We start from the raw sequence: 26,509 nt of genomic DNA on the forward strand, positions 1-26,509 counted from the left end.
TCAGAATCTGCCGCAAAAGACCAGCAGGAAATCGAGAGCTCCAAAGTAACCTTCACCTGTGACTAAAGGGTTGGCTGCAGAGCGCTGGTCGGAATTGCCCTTTCTTTCAATTATATTCTTAGACATTCGCTAAATAAAATTTGCGCCTCCGGGATCTTTTTTGGTATCCAAAGAATTGGCGAAAATCATAAGCGCCACCTCAAATCCCTCTACGTATGAAACAAGGTTTGTCCTCCTCGCGGAGGGCGATTTACGCGCTGCTGTTTGTCTGTGTCGTCATTGCCGTCACGGTTTTTACATTTCTTAGGCCCCGGCTCTCGTCCCCCCCCGCCTCTGAGAATCAAAGCGCCAGTGTCGGCAGCCACAAAGATCCAGCCCTGCTCGCTTCCAACCATGACAGTGCAAAGCCCGCATCGCCTCCGACCGCAGGCGCCGTGCCGACCCCGGGTGGGCGGGAGGCTCAGAGCGTTCCCACTCCTCAGCCAGCACCTTCGGCGAATAACGGCAGGACGGTGGAAAACCAAAAGCCCGAGCCGCTGAAGGAGATCACGCTCAAACAGATCGAAGCGCTCATGGCGGAAAAGGAGACGCGTACACCAGCGCAGATCAAAATGGATTCCGCGTTGATTTATCTCGTCAAAGATTCACGCGGGGAGAAGATCGCCGGCGCTCCGCAGCTGCAGCTGGATGTGCAGCCTGATGCTCGCGGTCTGGTGGAAGTGGACATCACCGCCACCGTCAGCCCCGAACTGCTTGCGGCCATCCAGTCCAGCGGCGGTGTGGTGGTCAATCATTTTGCCTCCGAAAGAGCCATCCGTGCCAGATTGCCGGTGGTCGCGATGGAGTCGCTGGCCGGGCGCAAGGATGTGCAGACGATCCGGCAGGCGGACAAGATGATCACCAATCTGGGCTCTGTCGTGACAGAAGGAGACAGAGTCCATCGAGCGGATACGGCCCGCACCACTTTTGGCGCGACCGGGGCCGGCATCAAAATCGGGGTGATGTCAAACGGGGTGGACACGCTGGCCGCTTCCATAGCCAGCGGAAACGTCAACAGCAACGTGAGCGTCCTGCCCGGACAGGCAGGCACCGGAGATGAAGGAACGGCCATGCTTGAGATCGTGCAGGATCTGGCGCCCGACGCACAGCTTTACTTCGCCACGGCCAATCCTTCCACGGCGCAGTTTGCCCAGAACATCCGGGATCTGGCCGCGGCAGGCTGCACGGTCATCGTGGATGACGTGGGGTATTTCAGCGAGTCGCCCTTCCAGGATGCCACCGTGGCAAAGGCGGTGGTCGATGTTTCCGCCGCAGGCGTCATGTACTTTTCCTCCGCAGGGAATTCAGGCAACAAGGATGTGGGAACCTCCGGCTGCTGGGAAGGGGATTTCGTCAGCGGCGGTACGGCGACGGTCGGCAGCAAATCCGCGCAGGTGCTGGACTATGGCGGCGGGGTGACGTCAAACATCGTCAACTCCGGCGGCACAAACTACCGCGTGGATCTCTTCTGGGCCGACCAGCTGGGAGCCTCCAGCAATGACTACGACCTCTTCGTCATCGACTCCACAGGGGCGGTGTTGCGCAGTTCCACCACAACCCAGAGCGGCACCCAGGATCCGTACGAGTCCTCCGGCACGCTGAATGCCGGGGAGCGTGTCGTGGTGGTGAAGACCGCCGCGGCCGCCAGTCGCTTCATTCATCTCGATACTGGACGTGGACGGCTGACGGTCACCACGCCGGGCAAGATCCGCGGCCACAATGGCTGCTCCGCCGTCAATGCCTTTGGCGTGGCGGCTGTCAGCGTGGCCAGCGCCCCCTCTCCGGCTGTTTTTGTCGGAGGTGCCACCAATCCCCTCGAAACCTTCAGCACTGACGGCCCGCGCCGCATGTTTTATTATCCAGACGGGACGGCGATCACTCCCGGCGATTTTTCCTCAACGGGAGGGCAGGTTATCCAGAAGCCGGATATTGCCGCGGCGGATGGAGTGACCACTACAGTGCCGGGCTTCGCCCCGTTTTTTGGCACGTCGGCGGCTGCTCCTCACGCGGCGGCTATAGCAGCCCTGATCAGATCCAGCAATCCGGCTCTGACTCCAGCGCAGGTGCGCCTCGCCATGACTTCCACCGCTCTCGACATTCAGGGGCCAGGGGTGGATCGCGACTCTGGAAGCGGCATCGTCATGGCGTATCCCGCGCTGCAGGCCGTCTCCACCCCTGCCATCAGCGGTTTCAGCCCGGCCAGCGGTCTGCCCGGTTCGTCCGTGGTCATTTCAGGCATTGGCTTGTCCACCGTCACCAGCGTCAAGTTCAACGGCGTCAGCGCGACGTTCACGGCCAATTCTCCTTCGCAGATCACGGCCACGGTTCCCGCCGGCGCCACCACAGGTCTCATCACCGTGGCCGGGCCGCTTGGCAGCGCCAGCAGCGCGACTCCTTTCACCGTGTTTGGCTTCAGCCCCGCCATCGGCATCGCCGGCACGAATGTGGTGCTGACGGGGAATGGGTTTACGGGCGCCACCGCAGTCAGCTTCAACGGCACCAGCGCCTCGTTCACCGTCGATTCCGACTCCCAGATCACGGCCGTTGTGCCAGCGGGTGCCACCACCGGGACCATCAGCGTCACCACGCCGGGAGGCATCATCACCGGCAGCAGCACTTTCACCGCACTCAGCGGCGACGGCACGCCCACGATTGCATCATTCACACCTTCCAGCGGATTTGTCGGATCCAGTGTCACGATCACTGGCACCAACTACGTCAATGTCACCAGCGTGGCCTTCAACGGCGTTTCTGCCACCTCTTTCACGGTAAACTCACAGAGCCAGATCACCGCCACGGTGCCGGTGCCTGTTGGAAGTGTGACGGGCAACATCACTGTCACCACGGGATATGGCACCGCCACCAGCAGTTCACCGTTCACAACGACGGCTACACTGGCCTCCTTCAATGCGGCGACGGATGTGACAGTGGCCGGGAACGGCTTCACGGCTTCCGGGAACGTGTATGTGTCGCTTAATTTTGCACCTCCCACAGGGACAAACCTGACCCTGGTTAACAACACAAGCCTCAATTTTATCAGCGGAGCCTTCAGCAACCTGTCCCAGGGGCAGCAGCTCACGCTCAACTACAACGGCGTGGCCTACAACTTCGTCGCCAACTACTACGGCGGCACCGGCAACGACCTGGTACTGCAGTGGGCCAGCAACCGTGCTGTCGCCTGGGGCCTGAACAACAACAGCCAGCTCGGGAACAACAGCCCGAGCAGTGTGACGCTGCCGACAGGTGTCACCACCACGGGCGCACTGGCGGGCAAAACGATCAGCAAGATCGCGGCAGGGGGAAATCATACGCTGGCCTTGTGCACGGATGGCACGCTTGTGGCATGGGGTCTCAACTCCAGCGGACAACTGGGCAACAACTCTACGATCACTGCGGGTGATGCGGTCACCGTCACCGTGAGCGGCACCCCGCTGGCGGGCAAAACAGTGACGGCCATCGCGGCTGGAAACAGCCACAATCTCGCGCTGTGCTCTGACGGCACCCTGGTCGCCTGGGGAAGCAACAACAGCGGTCAGCTCGGCAACAATTCCTCGACCCAAAGCTCGGTTCCTGTGGCAGTGATCTCCTCGGGTGTCCTCTCCGGGAAGACGGTCACCTCCATTGCGGCAGGCAGCACTCACAGTCTGGCACGCTGCTCTGACGGCACGGTGGCCGCCTGGGGGCTGAACAGCAATGGTCAGCTCGGCAACAACGGCACGACTCCAAGCCTGGTGCCGGCGCTGGTGACGACGACGGGCACGGCCCTGGCGGGCAAGACGGTGACAGCAGTGGCCGCAGGCGGCACCCACAGTCTGGCGCTGTGCTCTGACGGCACCTTAGCGGCGTGGGGGCAGAACACCAGCGGCCAGCTCGGCAATAACAGCACCATACAAAGCCTCGTGGCGGTGGCAGTCAGCACTTCTGGTGCGCTGTCGGGCAAGGTGGTCTCGGCGGTTTCCACAGTCGAGGGGGCGTCACATAACCTGGCCCTGTGCACCGATGGCACTGTCGTGGCCTGGGGACTGAATGTTTACGGCCAGCTTGGTATCAACAGCACCACGAACAGCCTTGTTCCGGCGGCGTTCACCACCACTGGCACAGCGCTGGCCGGGAAAAACGTCACGGGGGTGTTTGCCGGGACCTCCCATAGCCTGCTTCTTTGCTCGGATGGCACCGTGGCGGCATGCGGCTTGGGTGTGAACGGCCAGCTTGGCAATGGCGGCATCTCCCTAAGCACCACAGCAGTGGCGGCTTCCACCGCACTCTTCTCCGGCAAGACGCTTGCATCCTTGAGCGGTGGCGGCTCGCATAGTGTGGCTCTGTGCACGGACGGTACGGCGGCGGCCTGGGGTTATAATTTCTATGGCCAGCTCGGCAACAGCACCGTTTACGCTCTGACACCGGGGCCTGTCAGCACCGCAGGCACGCTGCTCTCGGGGAAAACGCTTTTGGCGGTAAGCACGGGCAGCAGTCACAGTCTGGCGCTGTGTTCGGACGGCACTCTGGCCGCCTGGGGCAGCAACAGCAACGGCCAGCTTGGCAACGGAACGGTCGTCAGCAGCTACGTGCCCGGTGCGGTGACTATGACCGGCGCACTTGCGGGCAAGACCGTGATCGCCATTTCGGCCGGGCAACTGCACAGCCTGGCGCTGTGCTCGGATGGAACTGTGGTTGCCTGGGGGTACAACGCCAATGGTCAGCTGGGCAACGGCAGCCCAACGCAAAGTTTGGTTCCTGTTGCCGTCACGACCACTGGGACGGCGCTTGCCGGTAAAACGGTCGTCGCCATCTCCGCCGGTGGATCGAGCAGCATGGCGCTGTGCTCTGACGGCACCGTCGTCACATGGGGACTCAACAGTAGCGGCCAGCTGGGAAACAACAGCACGACCGTGAGCCAGGTGGCCGTCGCTGTCAGTACCAGCGGAACAGCGTTGAGCGGCAAGTCCGTGGCTGCCATTTCCATGGGGCAGGCCTACAGCCTGGCTCTCTGCTCCGACGGCACGGTGGTCGCCTGGGGCTTCAATTTCTATGGGCAGCTGGGCAACAACAGCACCACGCAGAGCACCATCCCGGTTGCGGTCAGCACCAGCGGTGTTCTGAGCGGCAGGTCGGTGGCTGCTGTCAGCGCAGGCCTTTACCATAGCCTGGCTCTGTGCACGGACGGCACCTCGGTCGCCTGGGGTAACGACTCATATGGCCAGCTGGGCAACAACAGCCTCACCAACAGCCTTGTGCCGGTGGCAGTCACCACCAGTGGTGTGCTCAGTGGCAAGTCAGTGACCGCCATTTCTGCAGGTCAGTATCACAGCCTGGCCTTATGCTCGGACGGTGCGGTGACCGCCTGCGGCAACGCCGTTGACGGTGAGCTGGGCAACAACAGCCAGGTGCAGAGCAAGGTGCCCGTCCTTGTGAACTCCGCGTCTTTGGCGGCGGGCGAGCGCTTTGTTCAGGTCTCCAGCAGCGGGACGGCCTCCCACACTCTCGCCATCGTGGCCGGGCCCCCCGCTCCGCTGCTCGCGGTGCAGCAGCCGGCGGGAACCAGTCTGAGCAATGGCAGCAGCGGGGTCGATTTTGGCAGCTGCACCGTCGGAGCCTCCACCAAACGCACCTTTACCCTTCTCAACAACGGCACTGCGCCCCTGACGGTTGCAGGCATCACCTTTGATGGTGCGAACGGTTCCGATTTTGCTGTGACATCGGCTCCGGCCAGCACAGTCGCCGTGGGGGCAAGCACCACGTTTGCAGTTACCTTCACTCCTGGTGCGGCGCTGGGCCGCGGCGGAGTGCTGCACCTCAGCAGCAATGATCCTGTCAACGGCTCCTTTGCCATCAATGTCTCAGGCACGGGCGGGGGCACATTGGCCGCAGTGTACAATTCAGGGGCCGCCGTCCCCATCAGCGCCGCCAACTTTACCGCCACGGGCAGCACCGTGAACTTCAGCCTCAACTATGCCCCGGCCACAGGCGCGAGCCTCATGGTGGTGCGGAACACCGGCCTGAGTTTCATCAACGGCGCATTTGACAACCTGACGCAGGGCCAGACCGTCTCCCTCAACTACAACGGATACATCTACAGCTTCGTCGCCAACTACTATGGCGGCACGGGAAACGACCTCGTGTTGCAGTGGGCCGGCAACCGCCCCATGGCCTGGGGGCAGGACGTTTACAGCCAGCTTGGCAACAACAACCCGATCAACTTCCTGGTTCCCACCGGGGTCGTTACCACGGGGGTGCTGGCCGGCAAGACGGTGACAAAGATTGCCGCGGGAAGCTCACACACTCTCTTCCTATGTTCGGACGGCACGCTCGCTGCGAGCGGACTCAACTCCAACGGCCAGCTGGGAAACAACAGCACCACCCAGAGCATGGTGCCGGTGCTGGTGACGACGAGTGGCGTGCTCGCTGGCAAGACCGTCGCTGCCATTGCCGCGGGCACCTACCACAGCCTCGTACTTTGCTCGGACGGAACGCTGGCCGCATGGGGCTACAATTCCAACGGCCAGCTGGGCAACAACAGCACGACCCAAAGCACGGTGCCCGTGCTGGTGACGACAAGTGGTGTCCTCAGCGGCAAGACCGTCACGGCGATATCTTCCAATGGCTACCACTGCGTCGCCCTGTGTTCGGACGGCACGGTGGCCACCTGGGGCTACAACAACTATGGTCAGCTCGGCAACAACAGCACGACCCAAAGCACAGTGCCCGTGCTCGTCACCACCACCGGCACGCCCCTGGCTGGAAAAACCGTCACCTCAGTTTCTGGTGGCTTATACCATAACCTGGCCCTGTGCTCGGATGGAACCACGGTCGCCTGGGGCTACAACTCCAGCGGCCAGCTGGGCAACAACAGCACCACCAACAGCTCGGTGCCGGTCGCTGTGACCACGGCCGGCACGGGACTTGCGGGCAAAACCGTCACCGCATTGTCTGCCGCAGGCAGCCACAGCATGGCCTTGTGCTCGGACGGCACGGTGGCCGGCTGGGGAGACAACTTCTATGGCGTGATTGGCAACAACACCACGACTAATTCCAGCGTGGCAGTGCTGGTCAGCTCCTATGGCGCTCTGGTGGGCAAAACGGTGACGGCGATCGGAGGTGGCAACGTACACTGCCTCGTGCGCTGCTCAGACGGTTCGCTGGTATCCTGGGGCTACAACAGCAGCGGTCAGCTGGGAAACAGCAGTGTGATCGTGCAAAGCAACCTGCCTGTGCTCGTCACGACAGCGGGCACTCCTCTGGCGGGCAAAAGCGTGTCCTCCATCGGCGTCGGACAAAACCACAATTTCGCCATCTGCTCGGACGGCACGCTTGCCGGTTGGGGCGGTGACTTCAATGGTCAGCTGGGGAACAATACCCCGCAGTATTTCTCTGCTCCGGTGGCCACGGTCACGGCGGGCACTCCGTTGGCCGGGGTGTCTGTCATTGCGGAGGCGGCGGGGCTGTATCACAGTCTGGCGTTGGGTTCTGATGGCGTTATCAGTGCTTGGGGCTCCAACACCGCCGGCCAGCTGGGTAACGGCAGCACGACGAGCAGTCTGATCCCAACAGCGGTTTCGCAGCTTGGGGTGATGTCTGGCAAGACGGTGGTCGATCTTGCCGCAGGGCCGTCACATAGCCTGGCTTTGTCTTCGGATGGCATGGTGTTCGCCTGGGGCTACAATTTCTACGGCCAGCTGGGCAACAACAGCACCACCAACAGCAGTGTGCCGGTGGCAGTTATCACCACCGGAGCGCTGGCGGGAAAAACAGTCGTCGCCATTTCTTCCGGGCAGGGTCACTGCATGGCACTTTGCTCAGACGGAACTGTGGCCACGTGGGGGTATAATTCAAGCGGTCAGCTGGGCAATGGCACAACTACCAACAGCCTCGTGCCCGTGGCAGTGACCACCAGCGGTGCGCTGGCTGGGAAAACGGTCATCGCCATCGCCGCAGGGCAGTATCACAGTCTGGCGCTTTGCTCTGACGGCACCCTGGTGGCCTGGGGCTACAACACGTATGGCCAGCTCGGAAATGCCAGCACCTCCCAGAGCACGGTGCCCGTTGTCGTGACACCCATCGGAAAGACCGCAGTCGCCATCGCCGCAGGTCAGTCTCATAGCCTCGCTCTATGTGCCGATGGCACCGTCTTCGCCTGGGGCTACAATTTTTACGGTCAGCTGGGAAACAACACCACCAGCAACAGCTCAGTTCCAGTGGCTGTCAGCGTCGGCGGCACGGCGTTGTCTGGAAAGTCCGTGGCGTCGATCACGGCTGGAACGTACCACAGCACGGCTCTTTGCTCAGATGGCAGCCTCGCCTCCTGGGGATATAATCTGGAAGGAGAGCTGGGCAACAGCGATATCACCAACAGTTCCGTGCCGGTGGCCGTCAGCACCGCCTCGTTGGCCGCCGGAGAAGTTCCCGTGCAGACGGTCAGCGGCCAGAGCGCCTACCACACGCTGTCCGTGGTCGCCACCCCGCTGACACCACAGATCGGCGTGCAGCAGCCTGTGGGAACCAGCCTGGCCAGTGGCAGCAGCACGGTGGACTTTGGTGCCAGTCCCACAGGTACGGGCACCTCGCAGGTTTTCACGCTTCTCAACTCAGGCGCAGCTCCGCTCAATATTTCCGCAGTCACCATCAATGGCACCAACGCTGCTGACTTCGCGGTGACTACGGCGCCTGCCTCCGCCATTGCCGCCGGCGGCAGCTCCACCATGACCGTCACCTTCACCCCTTCGGCCACTCTTACCCGTACCGCCGTGCTCCACATCGTCAGCAACGATCCCGCGACCGGTTCTTTCGACATCAATCTCACCGGCTACGGCGCCCTGGCTCTGGCAGCCACCTATAATTCCGCCGCCACCGTCCCGCTCACCGCCGCCTCCTTCCTGGCCACCGGCAGCACCGTCAGCTTCACCCTCGGCTACGCCCCTACGGTCGGCACCAGCTTCACCGTCGTCAACAACACCGGCCTCGGCTTTATCGGTGGGCGATTCAGCAACCTGGCGCAGGGACAGGACGTGACCATGGTCTATGGTGGCAGGACCTACCACTTCGCTGCCAACTACTACGGCGGCACCGGCAACGATCTCGTCCTCCAGTGGGCCTACAACCGACCCATGGCATGGGGCATGAACATCTACGGACAGCTCGGAAACAATGCTCCCTCGACTTACACCTTGCCTGTGTCAGTGATCGGAACGGGTGCGCTTGCTGGCAAGAGGGTGGTCTCTGTTTCCGCCGGCGAAAATCATACGCTGGCACTCTGCTCCGACGGTACGGTGGCAGCCTGGGGACTCAACTCCAGCGGTCAGCTGGGCAATAGCAGCACGACGCAGAGCGCCGTTCCCGTGGCGGTCAATACCAGCGGAGTGCTGGCTGGCAAGACAGTCATTGCGATCTCTGCCGGAACTGTCCACAGCATGGCGGTTTGCTCCGACGGCACCTTGGTCACATGGGGCAACAACAGCAGCGGCCAGCTTGGCAACAACACCACCACCCAGAGCCCCTCACCGGTGCTGGTGACCACCACGGGGGTGCTGGCCGGCAAGACCGTCACCGCAGTAGCGGCGGGCTATTTTTACAGTCTGGCGCTGTGTTCGGACGGCACGGTGACTGCATGGGGATCCAACCCCTACGGCCAGCTGGGCAACAACAGCACCACCCAAAGCAACGTGCCGGTGGCAGTCGTCACCACCGGTGTGCTGGCAGGCAAGACCGCTGTGTCCATAGCTGCGGGCACTTACCACAGCCTCGCGGTGTGTTCGGACGGCACGGTGGCTGCCTGGGGCTACAATGCCTACGGCCAGCTAGGAAACAGCACCACCACCAACAGCTCGGTGCCAGTGGCGGTGACCACCAGCGGCGTGCTGTCTGGCAAGACCGTCACGGCAGCATCAACCGGCAGCTACCACAGCCTGGCGGTATGCTCGGACGGCACCACGGCTGCGTGGGGATACAACAACTATGGTCAGCTGGGCAACAACAGCCTCTCCTCCACCAGCAGCATTCCTGTGGCGGTGACCACCAGCGGGACGGCGCTGGCCGGCAAGACCGTCATCGCAGTGTCCGGTGGCAGTTACCACAGCGTGGCATTGTGTTCGGACAGCACCGTGGCCGCGTGGGGTAAGAACTCCACAGGGCAGCTCGGCAACGGCGGCTTCGGCACCAGCCTGGTACCTTTGAGTGTGAGCGCCGCGGGTGTTCTTGCCGGGAAAACCGTCACCGCTGCGGCGGGCGGGGGCAGTCACAGTGTGGCGCTGTGTTCTGACGGCTCCGTCGTAGCCTGGGGCAGCAACAACAACGGTCAGCTGGGCAATGACGGCTCCATCATTCCCATCATGCCCATACCCGTTGCCACTGCGGGGACGCTTTTGAGTGGAAAAACGGTCATCGCTCATGCAGTTGGCGGCAATCATTCACTGGGCCTGTGTTCGGATGGAACCTTGGCTGCGTGGGGCCTCAATGCCAACGGCCAGCTGGGCAACAATTCCACAATCAATACCAGTGTGCCGGTGGCGGTGACCACCAGCGGAGTCCTGGCCGGCAAAACTGTCATAGCGGTGTCTGCTGGTGCCTCGCATAGTTTGGCACTCTGTTCTGACGGCACCGTGGCTGCCTGGGGTCTTAATTCCACCGGCCAGCTTGGCAATAACAGCACGACGCAAAGCCTGGTGCCGGTTGCGGTCACCACCAGCGGTGTGCTGTCAGGAAAGACTGTCGTCGCGGTATCAGCCGGCTCTTCATACAGTTTGGCGCTGTGCTCGGACGGCACCGTGGCCGCCTGGGGCTTCAATTCATCGGGTCAGCTGGGCAACAACAGCACGACGCAGAGCCTGGTCCCGGTGCTCGTCAACACCAGTGGGGTGCTGTCGGGTAAGACCGTTGTTTCTTTGTCAGCGGGTTCTGCCCACAGCATGGCTCTGTGCTCAGACGGAACCGTGACTACCTGGGGCTACAACGGCTACGGTCAGCTGGGCAACAGCAGCACCACCCAGAGCTCCGTGCCAGTGGCGGTCACCACCAGCGGCGTGCTTTCTGGCAAAACCGTCACTGCGGTGTCTGCAGGCTATTATCACAGTCTGGCCCTGTGCTCAGACGGCACGGTGTATGACTGGGGCTACAATGTTTCCGGCCAGCTGGGCAACAACAGCACCACCAATAGCAGCGTGCCGGTGGCTGTGGTCACCACCGGAGTGCTGGCCGGCAAAACCGTCGTCTCCATCATAGGCGGGTATAACCACAGCACCGCCCTCTGTTCAGACCGCACGGCGGTCGCGTGGGGGTCCAATACGAATGGCGAACTGGGCAACAGCACCCTCGCCAGTTTTGTGCCTTCGGCTGTGACAGCCACTCCTTTGGTGCAGGGAGAGCAGTTTGCTCAGATCTGCGCCGGATCGAATGCATACCACAATCTAGCCATCGTCGCGCAGCCGCAGATGCCGGCCATTTTTGTGCAGCAAGGTGCCGGAGCCAACCTCGTCAGCGGAGCAAGCACCATCGATTTTGGAAGCACCACGGTGGGGGCTGGATTGACCCAGTCCTTCACCGTCGGCAACACCGGCAGGGCCGATCTGTCCATTGCTGCCATCACCATCGATGGCGCAAACGCCTCGGAATATGCCGTCACCACTGCACCAGCCAGCACTGTGACCGGTGGTGCCACCACCACGTTTGTGGTCACGTTTACGCCAGCAGGGCCGCTCAGCCGCAGTGCGGTGCTGCATCTCGCCAGCAATGATCCTAACACGAGCTCCTTCAATATCAATCTCGTGGGGACGGCTTCCGCCACTGTCACGGCAGCCTACAACTCGGCGGCGGACCTTTTGACTTCCGCACCATCCATCAACCTGACCGGCAGCTCGGTAAACTTTGCGCTCAACTATGCGCCTGTTCCCGGCACTGCCCTGACGGTCATCAACAACACTGGCGCCAGCTTCATCACCGGGCGCTTCATCAATCTGCAGCAGGGCCAGGATGTCGCCATGACCTATGCTGGCAAGACCTATCACTTTGTGGCGAACTACTACGGCGGCACGGGCAATGACCTCGTGCTCGTGTGGGCCGCCACCCGGCCCTTTGCGTGGGGACAGAACAGCTTTGGTCAGCTCGGAGAGAATGTGTCATCGACCTCCCTCGTTCCCGCGACGGTGAGCGCCTCCGGCGTCCTCGCGGGCAAAACAGTCACCTCTGTTTCTGCTGGAAACAACCACACCGTCGCGCTGTGTTCAGACGGCACGGTAGCCGCCTGGGGTTCCAACTCCAACGGCCAGCTTGGCAACAACGGCACGACGCAAAGCTCGGTGCCGGTGGTCGTCACCACGGGTGGAGCACTGGCGGGCAAAACCGTGACTGCAGTGTCAGCCGGTGGTTTTCACACGCTTGCGTTGTGCTCGGATGGCACGGTGGCGGCGTGGGGCTACAACCTCTACGGCCAGCTGGGCAACAACAGCACCACGCAAAGCAGCGTGCCAGTGACGGTGAACACAGGTGGCGCGCTGGCAGGCAAGTCCATCGTGGCGGTGTTTGCTGCCTATTACCACAGCGTGGCGCTGTGCTCAGACGGCACCGTGTTTACCTGGGGCTACAATGGCAACGGTCAGCTGGGCAACAACAGCACCACCAATAGCAGCGTGCCGGTGGCGGTGACCACCAGCGGCGTGCTGGCTGGGAAAACAGTCAGTGCGCTCGCTGTGGGGCAGTATCACAATCTGGCCTTGTGTTCGGACGGCACTTTGACTTCCTGGGGTTACAACTTTTACGGTCAGCTGGGCAACAACAGCACCACCAACAGCCTGGTGCCGGTGGCTGTGACTACCAGCGGAGCGCTGGCAGGCAAGACGGTGACCAAAGTGTCGGCCGGCTTCTCTCACAGCCTGGCGCTCTGTTCGGACGGCAGGCTCGTCTCCTGGGGCTACAACAACAACGGCCAGCTGGGCAACAACAGCCTCGTCCAGAGCACGGTGCCCGTGGCCGTCATCACCACCGGAGTGCTGGCGGGGAAGACCGTGACCCGCATGGCGGGCGGATTTGCACACACCCTTGCGCTTTGTTCAGATGGTACCTTCGCCGCCTGGGGCAACAACAGCAATGGCCAGCTGGGCAGCAACAGCAGTGCCACCAGCCTGGTCCCCGTGGATGTGAGCGGCGCGGGTGTGCTGGCCGGCAAATCCATCGCCGTACTCTCCGCTGGCAGCATTCATAGTGTGGCGCTCTGCTCAGACGGCACCGTGGCTTCCTGGGGCAGCAATTTCAACGGCCAGCTGGGCAGTGGCGGCGGCACCAGTTTCCCGGTGCCTATGCCCGTGACCATCACCGGTACACCGTTGAGCGGCAAAACTCTCATCTCTCATGCCGCAGGGGGCGCGCATTCTCTGGGGCTTTGCTCGGACGGCACCCTCGCCGCCTGGGGCAGCAACTCCAACGGCCAGCTCGGCAACAACTCCGCCTCCGACTCCAGCACGCCTGTGGCCGTGAGCAGCAGCGGAGTGCTGGCTGGCAGGACTGTGGTGGCCGTGGCCGCCGGCACCAGTCACAGCCTGGCCCTGTGCTCAGACGGAACCGTGGCCGCCTGGGGATACAATTCCAATGGACAGCTGGGCAACAACAGCACCACCGACAGCAGGGTGCCCGTCGCGGTCAGCACCAGCGGAGTGCTGGCTGGCAAGACAGTCGTTGCGGTCGCAGCTGGCAGCAGCCACAGCCTGGCACTTTGCTCAGACGGCACGGTGGCCGCCTGGGGGGCCAACTCCAACGGCCAGCTAGGCAACAACAGCACGTCGCAAAGCACCGTCCCCGTGGCCGTCAGCACTGCGGGAGTTTTGTCTGGCAAAACAGTCGTGGTGCTCACCGCCGGTTCGGGTCACGCCCTCGCCTTATGTTCAGACGGTACGCTCTACTCCTGGGGTTACAACGGTTTTGGCCAGCTGGGCAACAACAGCACTTCCAGCAGCAGCGTGCCCGTGGCCGTCATCAGCAGCGGCATCCTGTCAGGCAAAACGGTCTTGTCGGTCAAGGCGGGCACTTATCATAATCTGGCTTTGTGTTCAGACGGCACCATCGCCTCATGGGGCTATGGCGGCAACGGCCAGCTGGGCAACGGCACCACCACCAACAGCAGCGTGCCCGCGGGGATCGTCAACATTGGCGCGCTGGTGGGCAGGACGGTCACTGCAGTGTCCGCCGGTCTGACTCACAGCCTGGCGTTATGTTCGGACGGCACGGCCGCGACCTGGGGTTACAATCTCAACGGTGAACTGGGAAACAACAGCCTTACCACGAGCAGCGTGCCCGTTTTGGTAAGCACCTCTTCATTCGCCCCCGGCGAGCAGCCGGCTCAGCTCTTCTCCGGATCAAGTGCCTCTCACAATCTCGCCATCGTCGCGCAGCCTCTGCCATCGCCCCTGATTTCCGTGAAGCAGAGCGATGCCACCAGCCTCATCAACGGAGCCACGGTGGATTTTGGCGGTGCCACAACGGGGGCGAGCGTGACCCAGACTTTCACCGTGGGAAATTCAGGCGCCGTGGACCTCTCCATCACCGGCGCAACCATCGATGGGGTGAACGCCTCAGACTTCACCATCACCACTGCTCCTGCCAGTACGGTCGCCGCCGGTGCCACCACTGCGGTGGCCGTGACGTTTGCCCCCGGAGCCTCGCTGGGCCGCAGTGCGGCACTTCACCTTGCCAGCAATGATCCCTACACCAGCGCGTTCAATCTCACTCTCGTCGGCACCGGCGCCAGCAGCATCACCGCCACCTACAGCTCAGCGACGGACGTGCCCGTGACGACCCCTCTCATCAACGCGACCGGCACCGTGGTGAACCTCTCCCTCAACTACGTTCCCGTTCCAGGCACTCAGCTGATGGTGGTCAACAACACCGGTCTCGGACTCATCGGCGGCGCCTTCAGCAATCTGGCGCATGGGCAGGCCGTGAATCTCAGCTACAACGGAGTGACCTACAAGTTTGTCGCCAGCTACAATGGCGGCACCGGCAATGATCTCGTGCTCCTTTGGGCGGGCAGCAGGCCGCTCTCCTGGGGCTGGAACAACAGTGGGGAATTGGGGAACAATTCCACCACGGACAGCCTCATTCCCGCAGCGGTGACTACGGCAGCCACGCCACTGGCCAGTCGCACTCTCCTGGCTCTCGCGGCTGGCTATCAGCACAGTCTCGCGCTTTGCAGCGATGGTACTCTCGCCGCATGGGGCATGAACGCCAACGGCCAGCTCGGCAACAACGGCTTTGGCAACAGCAACCTGCCGGCGCCCGTGACCACCGTGGGCACTGCACTGGCTGGAAAAGTGCCGGCCGCCATCTCGACAGGCTACGGACACAACGTGGTTTTGTGCACGGACGGTTCTCTTGCTGCCTGGGGGCTGAATTCTTTCGGCCAGCTGGGGAATGGAACCACCACCAACAGCGGTCTCCCCCTGGCCGTCACCACGGCAGGCACGGCGCTTGCGGGGAAATCTGTCGTGGCCGTCAGGAGCGGTTTTTATCACAACCTTGTGCTTTGTCAGGATGGCAGCCTTTCCACCTGGGGGTACAATTTTTACGGGCAGCTTGGCAACAACACGACCCTCAACAGCGGACTGCCAGTGGCGGTGATCACCACCGGCACGCCGCTGGAGGGCAAATCCATCGTGGACATCGCATGTGGCTACACCCACAATTTGGTTTTGTGCTCAGACGGCACCCTCGCGGCCTGGGGTTACAATGCCAACGGCCAGCTCGGCAACAACAGCACCAGCAATAGCAGCCTGCCGGTCGCTGTGACGACAGCTGGCACCCCTCTTGCGGGGAAAACCATCGTGGACATGGCATGCGGCTACTGCCACAACGTGGTTCTGTGCTCAGACGGCACTCTTATCACCTGGGGCTACAACAACAACGGCCAGCTTGGGATCGGCAGCACCACCAACAGCCTTGTGCCCGTGGCGGTGACCACGGCGGGAACTCCGCTGGCCGGCAAAACCGTCATCTCAGTTTCGGCAGGCTATTACCAGTCTGCTGCCACCTGCTCAGATGGAACCGTGGTCACCTGGGGCTACAACAGCAATGGCCAGCTGGGCAACAACAGCACCACCACCAGCACGGTTCCCGTTGCGGTGAACAACAGCACGCTCGCCACGGGAGAATCCTTCATGCTCGTTGCCGGTGGCCCCGCTGCCTATCACGCTCTGTCTCTGGCAGCCGTGCCAAACCTTTCCTCCGCCGCCACGCTTGCCGCGACTTCAGTCACTGGCACCACAGTCACTCTTAATGGCACGGCCAATGCCAACGGTGGCGCTGCTGCGGTGTCTTTTGACTATGGTCCGGACACCTCCTACGGCAGCACGATTGTGGCAGTTCCCGCCACCATCACGGGCAGCACCAGCACCGCTGTGAGCGCGGCTCTCACCGGCCTCACTCCCGCCACGACCTACCACTTCCGCGCCATCAGCACAAACGGCGCGGGCACGGTCAACGGTGCAGACATGACCTTCACGACGCCAGACACCAATGCCAGGCTCTCCGGCCTTGCTCTGAGCACAGGTGTGCTCTCACCAGCCTTCAGCAGCAATGTCCTGGCCTATTCAGCGGGAATGCCGAATGCCACCACCACGTTCAGCGTCACACCTGCCGCAGTCAGCAGCAGCGCCTCCATCACGGTCAATGGCATTGACGTAACTTCAGGAGCCGCCAGCTCTTCCATCACGTTCGCTGGCACCAGCACCTCGGTTGCTGTCGTCGTCACAGCCCAGGACGGCACCACCACGCAGACTTACACGCTGAACGTCACCCGCAACACGACGTTCCAAGACTGGGCGTATGCCAACAATCTCAACGGCGCCACCGTCACTGCTTCCACGGACTCAGACGGCGATGGCGTCACCGACATGCTCGAGTACGCCTTTGGCTCCAATCCGACGACTGCCAGCAAGAACATCCTGCCCACCGCGGGCACCGGCCTCAATCCTGCGGATGGCAAGCACTACCTCTCCTACAGCTACCGCAGGCGCATTGCTCCAGGCAGCATGACTTACAGCATCGAGACCTCTGCCAGCCTCACCGGTTGGTCGGCCATTCTGCCGCAAAATCTTGAACAGGTCGGCTCCGCCACACCCACCGGAGACGGCGTCACCGAAGTGGTCACCTTCCGCCTGCTGCCCTCCATCGAGTCAGCACCGGCTGCCAGGTTCGTCCGCTTGAAAGTCACCCCTTGATCGGAGGCGGGTCGCCCCGTGCTTAGGCCGGCGTCTTCACATCCGCCATGTATTCGCGCACGGCTCGCATCGTCTCGCCAGCTACGTCGGCGCGTGCTTTGGCAAACGGTGGTCGAAACCACGGGAAGCTGCCCAGCAGGTCAGGCGTCACCAGCACCTGCCCGTCGGTTGCCGTCCCTGCGCCGATGCCGATGGTGCAGGCTTTCACCAGGCTTGTGATCTGCGTGGCCACGTCCGGCACAATGCTCTCCAGCACCATCGCCACGGCTCCGGCTTCATCCAGCGCCTTCGCATCCGCGATCAGATGATCGATCGACTCGGCGGTCTTGCCTTTCTTCTTGTACCCTCCTTCCTCCTTCACGCTTTGCGGCAGCATGCCGATGTGTCCCACAAACGGAATGCCTGCCGCGATGATGGCGCGCACCTGCGGCAGCACGCTGACTCCGCCCTCCAGTTTCACACATGCAGCACCGCAGTCCATCAGCCGCTTGGCATTCGCCACCGCCATCTCCGGCGTGGTGTAGCTGGCGTAAGGCAGATCGGCGATCACGGGCGCGCGCTTCACACCCCGGCACACGGCGCTGGTGTGGTGCAGCATCATTTCCATCGTCACACCGGTCGTGTCCGGCAGCCCCAGCACCACCATGCCGAGCGAATCGCCCACCAGCAGCAGATCCACGCCGGCCTCATCCAGCATGCGCCCCGTGGGGTAGTCATAAGCCGTGAGCACGGCCAGCTTCGGGCCGTTTTTTTTGTACTGGGGAAGTTCGTTGAGAGAAGTGAGCATGAACGGTCGAGTCAAAATGGAGAGCGCACCTTCGTGCGAAGGAGCAGGATGAAGGCAGTTAGAGGATACAGCACACCGAGCGCCACGCCGATGTAGCCCGAGGCGAGGGTGACGTTTCGCGTCGTGTTCACCATATCGGGATTTTTCACCTGCTCCAGAGTGTAGGCCAGGGTGAAGGGCAGGGTATAGCTGACGGTGAGCCAGCCCGTGAAGACTGCGGCCACGATGCCATAGAAAGCGCAGCCGATGGCGGCTTTGCGCGCAAGCCTGCTGGCGCGCAGCAGGCCCACGCCGGAAACGAACTGTACCACCGCGTAGAGCGCGCCCGGCAGAAAGAGCGCCCGCATCGTCGCGGCATAGCTGTCATTCCCGCGCATCATCTCCGCCATCAGCCCGGTCTGTCCTTCCAGCGGAGCAAAGCACAGCGCCGCGTTCCTGAGCAGGCTCACCAGTCCAAAGCTGCCAAACAGGATGAATACGCCGCCGATGATCTGCAGGAGGGCGTTGGGCTGGGCGGAAGACGGCGGGGAAGAATCCATGAATGCCGCACTAGGGCAGGCACGGCATTCTCTGTCACGCTGAAAATCATGCGTGACATATCAGAGCGTATGCGTTGAATAGTGCGGCTGCCTGTTTTTACCCAGCCCGACCAACCATGAAAACACTGCTTACCCTCCTCGCCTTCACGGCTTCTCTGACCCTTAACAGCATGGCCGCAGATGCGCCGGTGAACTCTGAGTGCCCCGTCTGCCACAAGGATGCCCGTCTGATTTTCCGCAGTAATACGAAGGACGGCCGCGTCATTTTCGCCACGTCCGAGTGCAAAGAAAAGTTCGACAAGACTCCTGGCAAATATCCGGTGAAGAAGAAATAAGCGGCCATAATCCGCGGCGTGGCGGCTGATCCCCTCAGCCGCCTTTTTCAAAACATCACTCCGCCCTTGAGTCGCTGGCAGGCTGGCGCATAGACTGCGGATTCTCTTCTCATGTCATCCAGCCTCACGGACACACTTCCTCATTCTGCAGCGCTCGACCGCGCTAGGCGCAAGGCCTACTGGCATCTCCTGCCACTGCTGTTCGTCAGCTACATGATCGCTTATGTGGACCGCCAGAATGTGGCGGTGGCCAAGCTGACGATGACCAAGGATCTCGTCGGCTTTGACAATGCGGTCATTGGTTTCGGTGCCGGCATCTTTTACATCGGCTACGTGCTGCTGGAGATCCCCGGCACGCTCATGGTGGAGCGCTGGAGCGCGCGGAAGTGGATCTGCCGCATCATGATCTCCTGGGGCCTGATGGCGGCGCTCACCGCAGCGGTCACCTCTCCCTGGCAGTTCTATTCGGTGCGCTTCCTGCTGGGACTTGCTGAGGCGGGCTTCTTCCCAGGCGTGATCGTTTACCTCACCCACTGGTTTCCCAGCCGCGACCGCGCACGCGCGCTGGCCATTTTCCTGGTGGCTGCCCCGCTGGCGCAGATCCTCAGCCCCTGGCTCTCCTTCAAGCTGCTCAAAATTGGCGCGGATGCAGCGCATCCGCCGCTCCTTGGCATGGTCGGCTGGCAGTGGGTGTATGTCTTCTGGGCGCTGCCCGCCATCGCCTTGGGAGCCATCGTCTTCTACAAGCTGGTGGACCGGCCCGGGCAGGCGGCATGGCTGACGGCAGAGGAGAAGACCGCGCTCGAAAACGAACTCGAGCGCGAGCGCGGGCTGACCACCAAAGGCAAACGCATGACGGTGCTCGAAGCTCTGCGGAATCCCAAGGTGCTGATGCTGGCGCTGGCGTATTTTTGCATGACCACCGGCAGCATCGGCATGGAGCTGTTCATGACCAGCATCCTCAAGGACTGGTATAAACTGAAGGATGAAATGCTGCAGTGGCTCATCATCTTGCCGCCCGCCGCAGCGCTGGTGGGGCAGTTGGTGGCCGGTTGGAGTTCGGACCGGTATAAGGAACGCCGCTGGCATGCCATCGTACCCATTGTCCTTGGCTCGGCCTCCATGGGCCTTCTGCCGCAGACGCAGGGCAGCCTGGTGCTGACGGTCATCTGCTTCATGGCCGCATTCACCGGGTTCAAGAGCTACATGCCCGCCTTCTGGGCACTGCCGAGCATGTTCCTCACTTCTGCCGCGGCTGCGGGCAGCATTGGCCTGATCAACTCACTTGGAAATCTCGGCGGCGCCTTTGGTTCCACGCTGCTCGGCACCGTGCAGACCATGACCGGGTCTTATGTGGGCGCCCTGTACTACATGTGCTGCTCCGCGCTCGTCTCAGCCTCCATCATCTTCGGCTTCTTTGCTCTGAGGAAAAAGGAGGCGGAATCAGATCGCTCATGAGGCGAGTGATGCGCCTCCTTCCCAATGAAACCCGGCCAGCATAACAAGCCAGACACGCCGCTGGAGCGCGACATCGCCATTCACATCTTCACCGCCTCCGCGGCCATGGTAGGCGTCTGCCTTACCGTCATCAGCATCGTGCAGACCTTCACCCGCTCCCACATGGTGCAGACGGTGGTGGACGAGATTCTCGCTGTGAATGCCATGCTGTTTCTCTGCGCCTGCTTTCTCTCCTACTGGGCGCTGCGTACCCGCAGCGTCAGGCGCATGCACCGCGTGGAGTCTGCGGCAGACGTCATCTTCCTGCTCGGCCTCTCCGGCACCGTTCTGGCCTGCGGCATGATCGTCTGGGCCGCCGCGGGTTGAGTGATTTGCTTCCTTTATTGGGCGGTCGCGTTACATTCTGCCCGCCTCCTTGATGCTTGGTGATAACTCACAAGCCTTTGCGAGGTTTAATGTCTGTCACCGTCCATGCGCTCCAACCCCGAGGATTTTGAAAACCTGCCGTCTGCGGATGACGAGTTGGGGAAGGGGATGCCACACGCCGCGCACCGGCAGCAGACTGACTTCAAAAAGAATCGCCCCACCGAGAAAGTCCCCGCGACTCGCGGCGCACCAGCCACTCCGCGTGACACGATCAAAAAGACGCCCAAGCTGCCTCCACTGCCTGCGCGCAAAGCACCGGTCAGACGCCACAACATCGCCCACGTGGATGCCTCCATCCTTCCTGCGGAGTCATGGCGCCAGCGCTGGGAAAAGTGGGGCGGACGCTCGCTCGCGCTGAGCATTGGTATTCATCTTCTCATTTTGACCGCCGCGGCGCTGATCGTGGTGCATCAGGTCACCGACCGGCAGATGGATTTCATCCCCGGTGGCAGCACGGTGCAGGGACAGCAGGCGGAGGAGGCCCTGCAGCACAAGATTCAGCAGAAGAAAAACCCCTGGTTGAAGCAGCCCGTGCCCAATCGCAAACTCGCCGTGGTCGGCAGCCTGAACAAGATCGTGCTGCCGACGGATATGCCTGACCTGCTCGACATGTCTCAGACGCCCAAGCTCCTGAGCGCTGGCGGCGCTCCCAGCAGCGGGACCAGCGGACTTGCTGGCGCGGCAGGCAGTTTTGGCAAGGGCATGGGCCTCGGTTCTCACAGCGGCACCACCCTCGGTCCTCTGTTTGGCCTGAACCTCAAATCGAAAAAGCTGGCTGTGGTGCTGGACGTCTCCGCGTCCATGACCCCGCACCTGGAGCGTGTGGTGAAGGAGGTGGACAAGGTGGCCAGAGGCAGCGTCGTCGTCCTGTATTTCGGCTGCGGTTTGGACGAACCCAAGAAGCCGCTCGTGGGCACGAAGGTCTTCCGCACCAACACCGTCGAGTTTGAAAAATTCTGGCGCATGGGGGGCGCCACCTTCATGGAGACGGCGGCCTACAAGATCAAACCCAATGACCCCATTCCCAGCAAGGATCTCTTCCTCCAGCTCTCCCGCCGCCCGCAGACCTACTTCATTCACAACGTCGGTGTCGGCTACGCCTGGCTGGCCCTGCTGAGCGATGAAGTTCGCAATGCCGACGGCCTCTACTGGTTCTCCGATTTTCAAGACACCGTCTCCTTCAAGCAGGTCTCCATCGTTCTCGAAAACCTGAAACGCCGGAAGCAGCGCCTCTACATTCACTCCTACGGCCGGGGGGCCAACTTTGACCTCATCAAAAACCAGCTCGTCATTCCCACCGAAGGAGATTCCTATGCCGAGGAGTGAGGAGGAGAGGTCTGCTGCCAGTTCAGGTCATCAAAGACGCGAGCGCCATCATGAGCATGAGGCCGTCCTCAATGATGGTGACGGTGGACATGGGAAGATTGAAAACCGTGCCGAGACATGCGCAGCGGATGCTCTTCTTTGACGCCACCGCCCTTAGCACGCCCACCAGGCTCACGAGCATGACCACTGCCGCAGCCACATTGACCCAGCGCGGCTGCCAGTCTGCCAGATAGGCAAGCCCGAGGGCAAATTCGATGAACGGATAAACAAGACCATAGGCTGGCACAGCCTGCGCCACCAGATCGTAGCTGCGATAGGCATCGCTGAAGCCGCGCAGGTCCAGCATTTTGAAAAATGAAAACGCGACGAAGAATCCGCCCATGAAGAGGCGCATCGACATCGCAGGATCAAAAACGCCGCGCGCAATGTTTGCTGCGGCGATGACCAGCAGCAGGTATCCAAGCAGAATGAGAAGCGGGCGGTAAGTCTGCGCGTTTTTTGCAGGCGCTGCCGGCGAGGCATCCGGCACGGGTTGGTCCACGCGGTATTTGCCGAGGGGTTTCAGCCAGTCGTTCATGGCCTCATCGCTCAAGGCCGAACGTGTGGTGATGCGGGCCTCCGAGGGCTGGAGCGTGACTGCGGCGTCCAGGATGTCCGCGTGTTCGAGCAGACGGGCAGTGACTTTTTGCACGCAGGACCCGCAGGAAAGTCCGGCAAGAGGGAATGTTTGAGGAAGTGACATGGTTGTTAGAGAATGGTTGGTCTGGATGCCGCCGAACGCGGCGCATCTTGTCTGGGCCGCCCTTGGCCGCCTGCGCGAGTGCGCAGGCGGCGGTGGCAGGGGCGTGGCTATTGAAGCTTGCTCAGATACTTGGAGGGATTGGCCTCAAACTTTTTGAGGCAGGGCTTGCAGCAGAATTTGATCTCCTGGCCGTTGTGCACGGTGCTGACAGGCCCGCCCATGCTGTTGAGGTCATTGCCCGTCACCAGACAGACTTTGAGCGGATAGGGCTTGCTCCCGCCAGAGGCGGAAGAGCCCGGCGTCGCCGCACAGGAGGCAAGGCCAAGCAGAAGAGTGATGAGGAAGAGGCGGGTGTTCGTTTTCATGGGTCGTTGTTGTGTTTGGTTTTGGTGTGTTGCGTAGGTTCGATGGTTTGTTGCCATCAAAAGCGGATGATCAGGCCGAGGCCGGGGCCGTAGTCGCTGTGGTAGCTGGCGGAGAGGGAGATGTTGCGCTTGAGCGTGTAGTCCGCCCCAGCACTCCATTCCCAGCGGCTGCCGGTGTCATAAAAGGCGTAGCCTGAGGTGCCCAGACGTGGCGTGAGCTGAAAGCGCTTGGAGATTTGAAAGCGGCCGTTGCCGTTGCTGTCCACCGTGACGTCTGCCAGAAACATGAGCGGCAGCCGGTAGTTGAATCCAGCGATGGCCCGGTTGCCTCCGCCGTGGTTTGCAAAGCGGAATCCCGCGTAGGCCTGGAAGTTCATATTGAAGTAGCGCTGATAGATGGCGTCCACTTCGTGCTCGGTGGTGGGCGTGCGCCGCCAGCCCAGCTCCCAGGAGAGGAGCAGGTTGTTCTTCGGATTCATCCAGGAGAGCAGGCCGTTGCTCATCTGCGTTTGCAGCGAGGCCGCACCCCAGAAGTAGCTCATGTCATGGCTGTGCTCGCCGAGTCCGCTTGAGTGATGGTGAGATGCCATGCCAGGAGTGGCTGCCTTCATGTCCGGCGTCAATCCCGCCGCATGGCCCAGGCTTTCCGCCGCAGTCGCGTGGGTGGGCTGGTCATCCTCATAACGAAACACACGGGCCATGCCGCTCATCATGTGATAGAGGATGTGGCAGTGGAACATCCAGTCCTTGTCCTCGTTGGCCTCGAACTCCAGAGTCCGTTTGCTCATCGGCGGCACGTCCACCGTGTGCTTGAGCGGGGAGCGCGCTCCATTGCCCACGAGCAGCCGGAAGAAGTGCCCATGCAGGTGAATGGGGTGGTGCATCATCGTGTCGTTCACCAGTTCCAGTTCGATGACCTCGCCCTTTCTGATCTTCACATAGGGGGCTTCGGCGATGGTTTTGCCATCGAAGCTCCAAACGTAGCGCACCATGTCTCCCGTGAGGTGGAGCGTGATTTTTCGATGCGGCAGCTTTGCGGGCAGCGTGGTGTCGTGGGTGGCCTTCAGCAGTTTGTAGGGAGAGCCGGGCCGCGCGAGCTTCAGCGGCGCGCGGGGATCGCTCTCCTGCTCTTCCAGTGAGAGTGAGAGCATCTGGTCCATCTGATAAAGATTCGGTCGCGGAGGGCTTGTGGCCGGGTGGGGCGCTCCCTGTCCCATCAAAGCGGAGGCATGGCCGCTCCCATCCTGCGCCGTGGCACGCAGTTCATACTCACCACTGGCTGGGATGGTGACTATGAGGTCGTAGGTTTCAGCGATGGCCATGAGAAAACGGTCCACCTGCACCGGCTGCACAGGCGGCCCGTCAGCGGCCACAATCGTCATCGGCCCGGCGCTGGAAGTCAGATGAAAATAGCTCGCCGCGGAGGCATTGATGACCCGCAGCCTCACGCGCTCCCCGGGGCGTCCTCCGATGCGGGTCTGCCGCTGTCCGTTGATCAAGAAGGCGTCATAGCCCACGTCCGAGACATCCATGGGCACCATGCGGCTCCACTCGCGGCGGAAATAATCCTTTAGATTCCCACGCTTCCAGGCGCCGAGAATGGATTGCGAATTGTGGCGCATGATGCCGAAGTAGTCGCTGCCCCGCATGAGCATGCGCATGACTTCGTATGGCTCGATGTTCGTCCAGTCGGAGAGGATGAGCACCTGCTCCCGGTCCGCCTTCACCGGTTCTCCGCCGCGTGGCTCCACCACGATCCCGCCATAGACGCCGCTCTGCTCCTGCAGGTGCGTGTGGGAGTGAAACCAATAGGTGCCGCTCTGCCGCAGCGTGAACTGAAAGGTGTGCGTCTGCCCTGGCAGAATAGGCGGTGTGGTGACGTAGGGCACGCCATCCTCCTTGTTCGGCAGCAGCAGGCCATGCCAGTGCGTGGATGTTTCTTCATCGCGCAGGTCATTGTGCACGCGAATGCGTGCGAAGTCGCCCTCGCGGAATCTTAGCACGGGGCCTGGGATGGTGCCGTTGATCGTCAGAGCGCGGACTTTCCGACCCGCCGGGGCAAGGCGCTGCTCGGAAATGTGCAGATCGTATTCCACGACCCGCTGGCCGGGCGAGGGCCTGCTGTCCGCAGACGCGTCGCGGGCATGGGTTGCGGTTTGCGCCATGAGCATGGCGCAGCCAAGAAGGGAGAGAGCTTTCACTGGAAAATTGAATCAGGTCGTTGTCACGGGAAACCACGTCCGGACATGGCGGTGCCTGTGAATCAGGCGCACGATGCGCGGACACAATGCGTGTGTGTCAGACCTGACTTCAAGTCAGCAGGGAGCAGAAGAGGACCGTAAGCCGGACCTGCGTTCTCGCAGGCGCCTGCATGTCCCATGTGGGCCGATTCGTGCGGCCCTGGACGGCTGAGAAAAGCTTGGCTTGCGGAGCAGCCGTGCCGGCCTCCACCCAAATAATCTGTGGCAGAAGATCGCGTCCCGTTGCCGGAGGCTGGCTACTGGAGCTGGGCTGCGGAGTCTCCCCGGCATCGCTGATGCACCCACAGGCCGCGGCACAACACGGCATCATGCAATGCTTCTCTGGCGAAGCCACACAGGTCGATGCAAACAGCGGTACCGTCTGCGAAAGCAGCAGCACCACGGTCATCAAAGCCTGAAGAAGCGTTTTCATCGACGTAACTTCATTACGTCGCCCGAGGCCTGTCTTCAAAATTTTTTTTGCTTGGAATGTGCGGCAATTGCCACGTGGCGATCCATCCATGCCATCACCGCACCGGCACAAAACGCACGATGTTCCGGTGATACACCTCGCACTCCTTCTTGTGCATCCAGATGCTGAACCAGAACAGGAACGCACCAAAGATAACGACCACAAAGACGGGCACTCTGCCCTTCGGCGAGCGGGTCATAGCCAGCGCCGTGGCGCTGCACAGTGACATCAGGTAGTACGGCCATGACCAGTCCTTGCGCCGCTGCGTCTGCTCCTGGATCAGAGGCGCAAAATCCGGCGAACGCGTGGCAATGATGCGCGGCGTGGCCTTGTCGCGCAGATCAATGTAAGGCCACACACTCGCGCAAGAGACGCAGATCACCGCCAGCGCCAGCATGCGGCACTTCTTCTCGCCAAACAGGAAGGAGACGATCAGGAACGTCAGCCCGATCCCCAGCCCATACAATGGCAGCGGCTCCAGCAGCAGGTGCAGGTACTCGGGGTCGCAGATGCTCTGCCAGAGGGTGGTGAGTTCGCGCCACATGGTTGGGAATGGCGGATGCTGAATGACGAATGGGGCTGGTGCAA

Annotated in this window: 11 protein-coding genes; 5 read left to right on the forward strand and 6 right to left on the reverse strand. The window is 61.8% G+C overall.

The window, feature by feature from the left end; translation table 11 throughout:
* Positions 1–215: 215 nt before the first annotated feature.
* Entirely contained in the window at positions 216–17,231 is a 17,016-nt protein-coding gene (locus tag ACILSO_RS20825; RefSeq protein WP_395739382.1) for a choice-of-anchor D domain-containing protein, read from the forward strand.
* 22 nt (positions 17,232–17,253) lie between these two features.
* Here ACILSO_RS20825 and panB read toward each other — a convergent pair whose 3' ends face one another.
* Positions 17,254–18,018, reverse strand: a complete 765-nt coding sequence (panB, locus tag ACILSO_RS20830) for a 3-methyl-2-oxobutanoate hydroxymethyltransferase (RefSeq protein ID WP_395739383.1) — start codon at positions 18,016–18,018, stop codon at positions 17,254–17,256.
* An 11-nt stretch (positions 18,019–18,029) separates the two neighbouring features.
* Positions 18,030–18,557, reverse strand: coding sequence for a hypothetical protein (locus ACILSO_RS20835; RefSeq protein ID WP_395739384.1), 528 nt, complete (start codon positions 18,555–18,557; stop codon positions 18,030–18,032).
* A 116-nt stretch (positions 18,558–18,673) separates the two neighbouring features.
* Here ACILSO_RS20835 and ACILSO_RS20840 point away from each other — a divergent pair, with 116 nt between their 5' ends.
* The 4 genes from ACILSO_RS20840 to ACILSO_RS20855 all read left to right on the forward strand — a co-directional run bounded on the left by ACILSO_RS20840 (position 18,674) and on the right by ACILSO_RS20855 (position 22,102).
* Complete coding sequence (locus tag ACILSO_RS20840; protein ID WP_395739385.1) at positions 18,674–18,892, forward strand: hypothetical protein; 219 nt, start codon at positions 18,674–18,676, stop codon at positions 18,890–18,892.
* Between the two features lie 111 nt (positions 18,893–19,003).
* Complete coding sequence (locus ACILSO_RS20845; protein ID WP_395739386.1) at positions 19,004–20,350, forward strand: MFS transporter; 1,347 nt, start codon at positions 19,004–19,006, stop codon at positions 20,348–20,350.
* A gap of 24 nt (positions 20,351–20,374) precedes the next feature.
* Positions 20,375–20,716, forward strand: a complete 342-nt coding sequence (locus ACILSO_RS20850; RefSeq protein WP_395739387.1) for a hypothetical protein — start codon at positions 20,375–20,377, stop codon at positions 20,714–20,716.
* Between the two features lie 105 nt (positions 20,717–20,821).
* A complete protein-coding gene (locus tag ACILSO_RS20855) occupies positions 20,822–22,102 on the forward strand; it encodes a hypothetical protein (protein WP_395739388.1) in 1,281 nt (426 codons plus the stop codon).
* A gap of 22 nt (positions 22,103–22,124) precedes the next feature.
* Here ACILSO_RS20855 and ACILSO_RS20860 read toward each other — a convergent pair whose 3' ends face one another.
* The 4 genes from ACILSO_RS20860 to ACILSO_RS20875 form a co-directional block, all read right to left on the reverse strand.
* Positions 22,125–22,844, reverse strand: coding sequence for a heavy-metal-associated domain-containing protein (locus ACILSO_RS20860; protein WP_395739389.1), 720 nt, complete (start codon positions 22,842–22,844; stop codon positions 22,125–22,127).
* A 107-nt stretch (positions 22,845–22,951) separates the two neighbouring features.
* Positions 22,952–23,209, reverse strand: coding sequence for a hypothetical protein (locus tag ACILSO_RS20865; protein ID WP_395739390.1), 258 nt, complete (start codon positions 23,207–23,209; stop codon positions 22,952–22,954).
* Between the two features lie 56 nt (positions 23,210–23,265).
* Complete coding sequence (locus ACILSO_RS20870; RefSeq protein ID WP_395739391.1) at positions 23,266–25,374, reverse strand: multicopper oxidase family protein; 2,109 nt, start codon at positions 25,372–25,374, stop codon at positions 23,266–23,268.
* 602 nt (positions 25,375–25,976) lie between these two features.
* A complete protein-coding gene (locus tag ACILSO_RS20875) occupies positions 25,977–26,465 on the reverse strand; it encodes a hypothetical protein (protein ID WP_395739392.1) in 489 nt (162 codons plus the stop codon).
* Positions 26,466–26,509 lie beyond the last annotated feature (44 nt).

The organism is Prosthecobacter sp., assembly GCF_044226605.1.
Classification (GTDB): Bacteria; Verrucomicrobiota; Verrucomicrobiia; order Verrucomicrobiales; family Verrucomicrobiaceae; genus Prosthecobacter.

Excerpts from the sequence above, each read along its gene's own strand:
- ACILSO_RS20825 (WP_395739382.1), top strand. The coding sequence starts at position 216 with ATGAAACAAGGTTTGTCCTCCTCGCGGAGGGCGATTTACGCGCTGCTG.
- panB (WP_395739383.1), bottom strand. The coding sequence starts at position 18,018 with ATGCTCACTTCTCTCAACGAACTTCCCCAGTACAAAAAAAACGGCCCG.
- ACILSO_RS20835 (WP_395739384.1), bottom strand. The coding sequence starts at position 18,557 with ATGGATTCTTCCCCGCCGTCTTCCGCCCAGCCCAACGCCCTCCTGCAG.
- ACILSO_RS20840 (WP_395739385.1), top strand. The coding sequence starts at position 18,674 with ATGAAAACACTGCTTACCCTCCTCGCCTTCACGGCTTCTCTGACCCTT.
- ACILSO_RS20845 (WP_395739386.1), top strand. The coding sequence starts at position 19,004 with ATGTCATCCAGCCTCACGGACACACTTCCTCATTCTGCAGCGCTCGAC.
- ACILSO_RS20850 (WP_395739387.1), top strand. The coding sequence starts at position 20,375 with ATGAAACCCGGCCAGCATAACAAGCCAGACACGCCGCTGGAGCGCGAC.
- ACILSO_RS20855 (WP_395739388.1), top strand. The coding sequence starts at position 20,822 with ATGCGCTCCAACCCCGAGGATTTTGAAAACCTGCCGTCTGCGGATGAC.
- ACILSO_RS20860 (WP_395739389.1), bottom strand. The coding sequence starts at position 22,844 with ATGTCACTTCCTCAAACATTCCCTCTTGCCGGACTTTCCTGCGGGTCC.
- ACILSO_RS20865 (WP_395739390.1), bottom strand. The coding sequence starts at position 23,209 with ATGAAAACGAACACCCGCCTCTTCCTCATCACTCTTCTGCTTGGCCTT.
- ACILSO_RS20870 (WP_395739391.1), bottom strand. The coding sequence starts at position 25,374 with ATGGCGCAAACCGCAACCCATGCCCGCGACGCGTCTGCGGACAGCAGG.
- ACILSO_RS20875 (WP_395739392.1), bottom strand. The coding sequence starts at position 26,465 with ATGTGGCGCGAACTCACCACCCTCTGGCAGAGCATCTGCGACCCCGAG.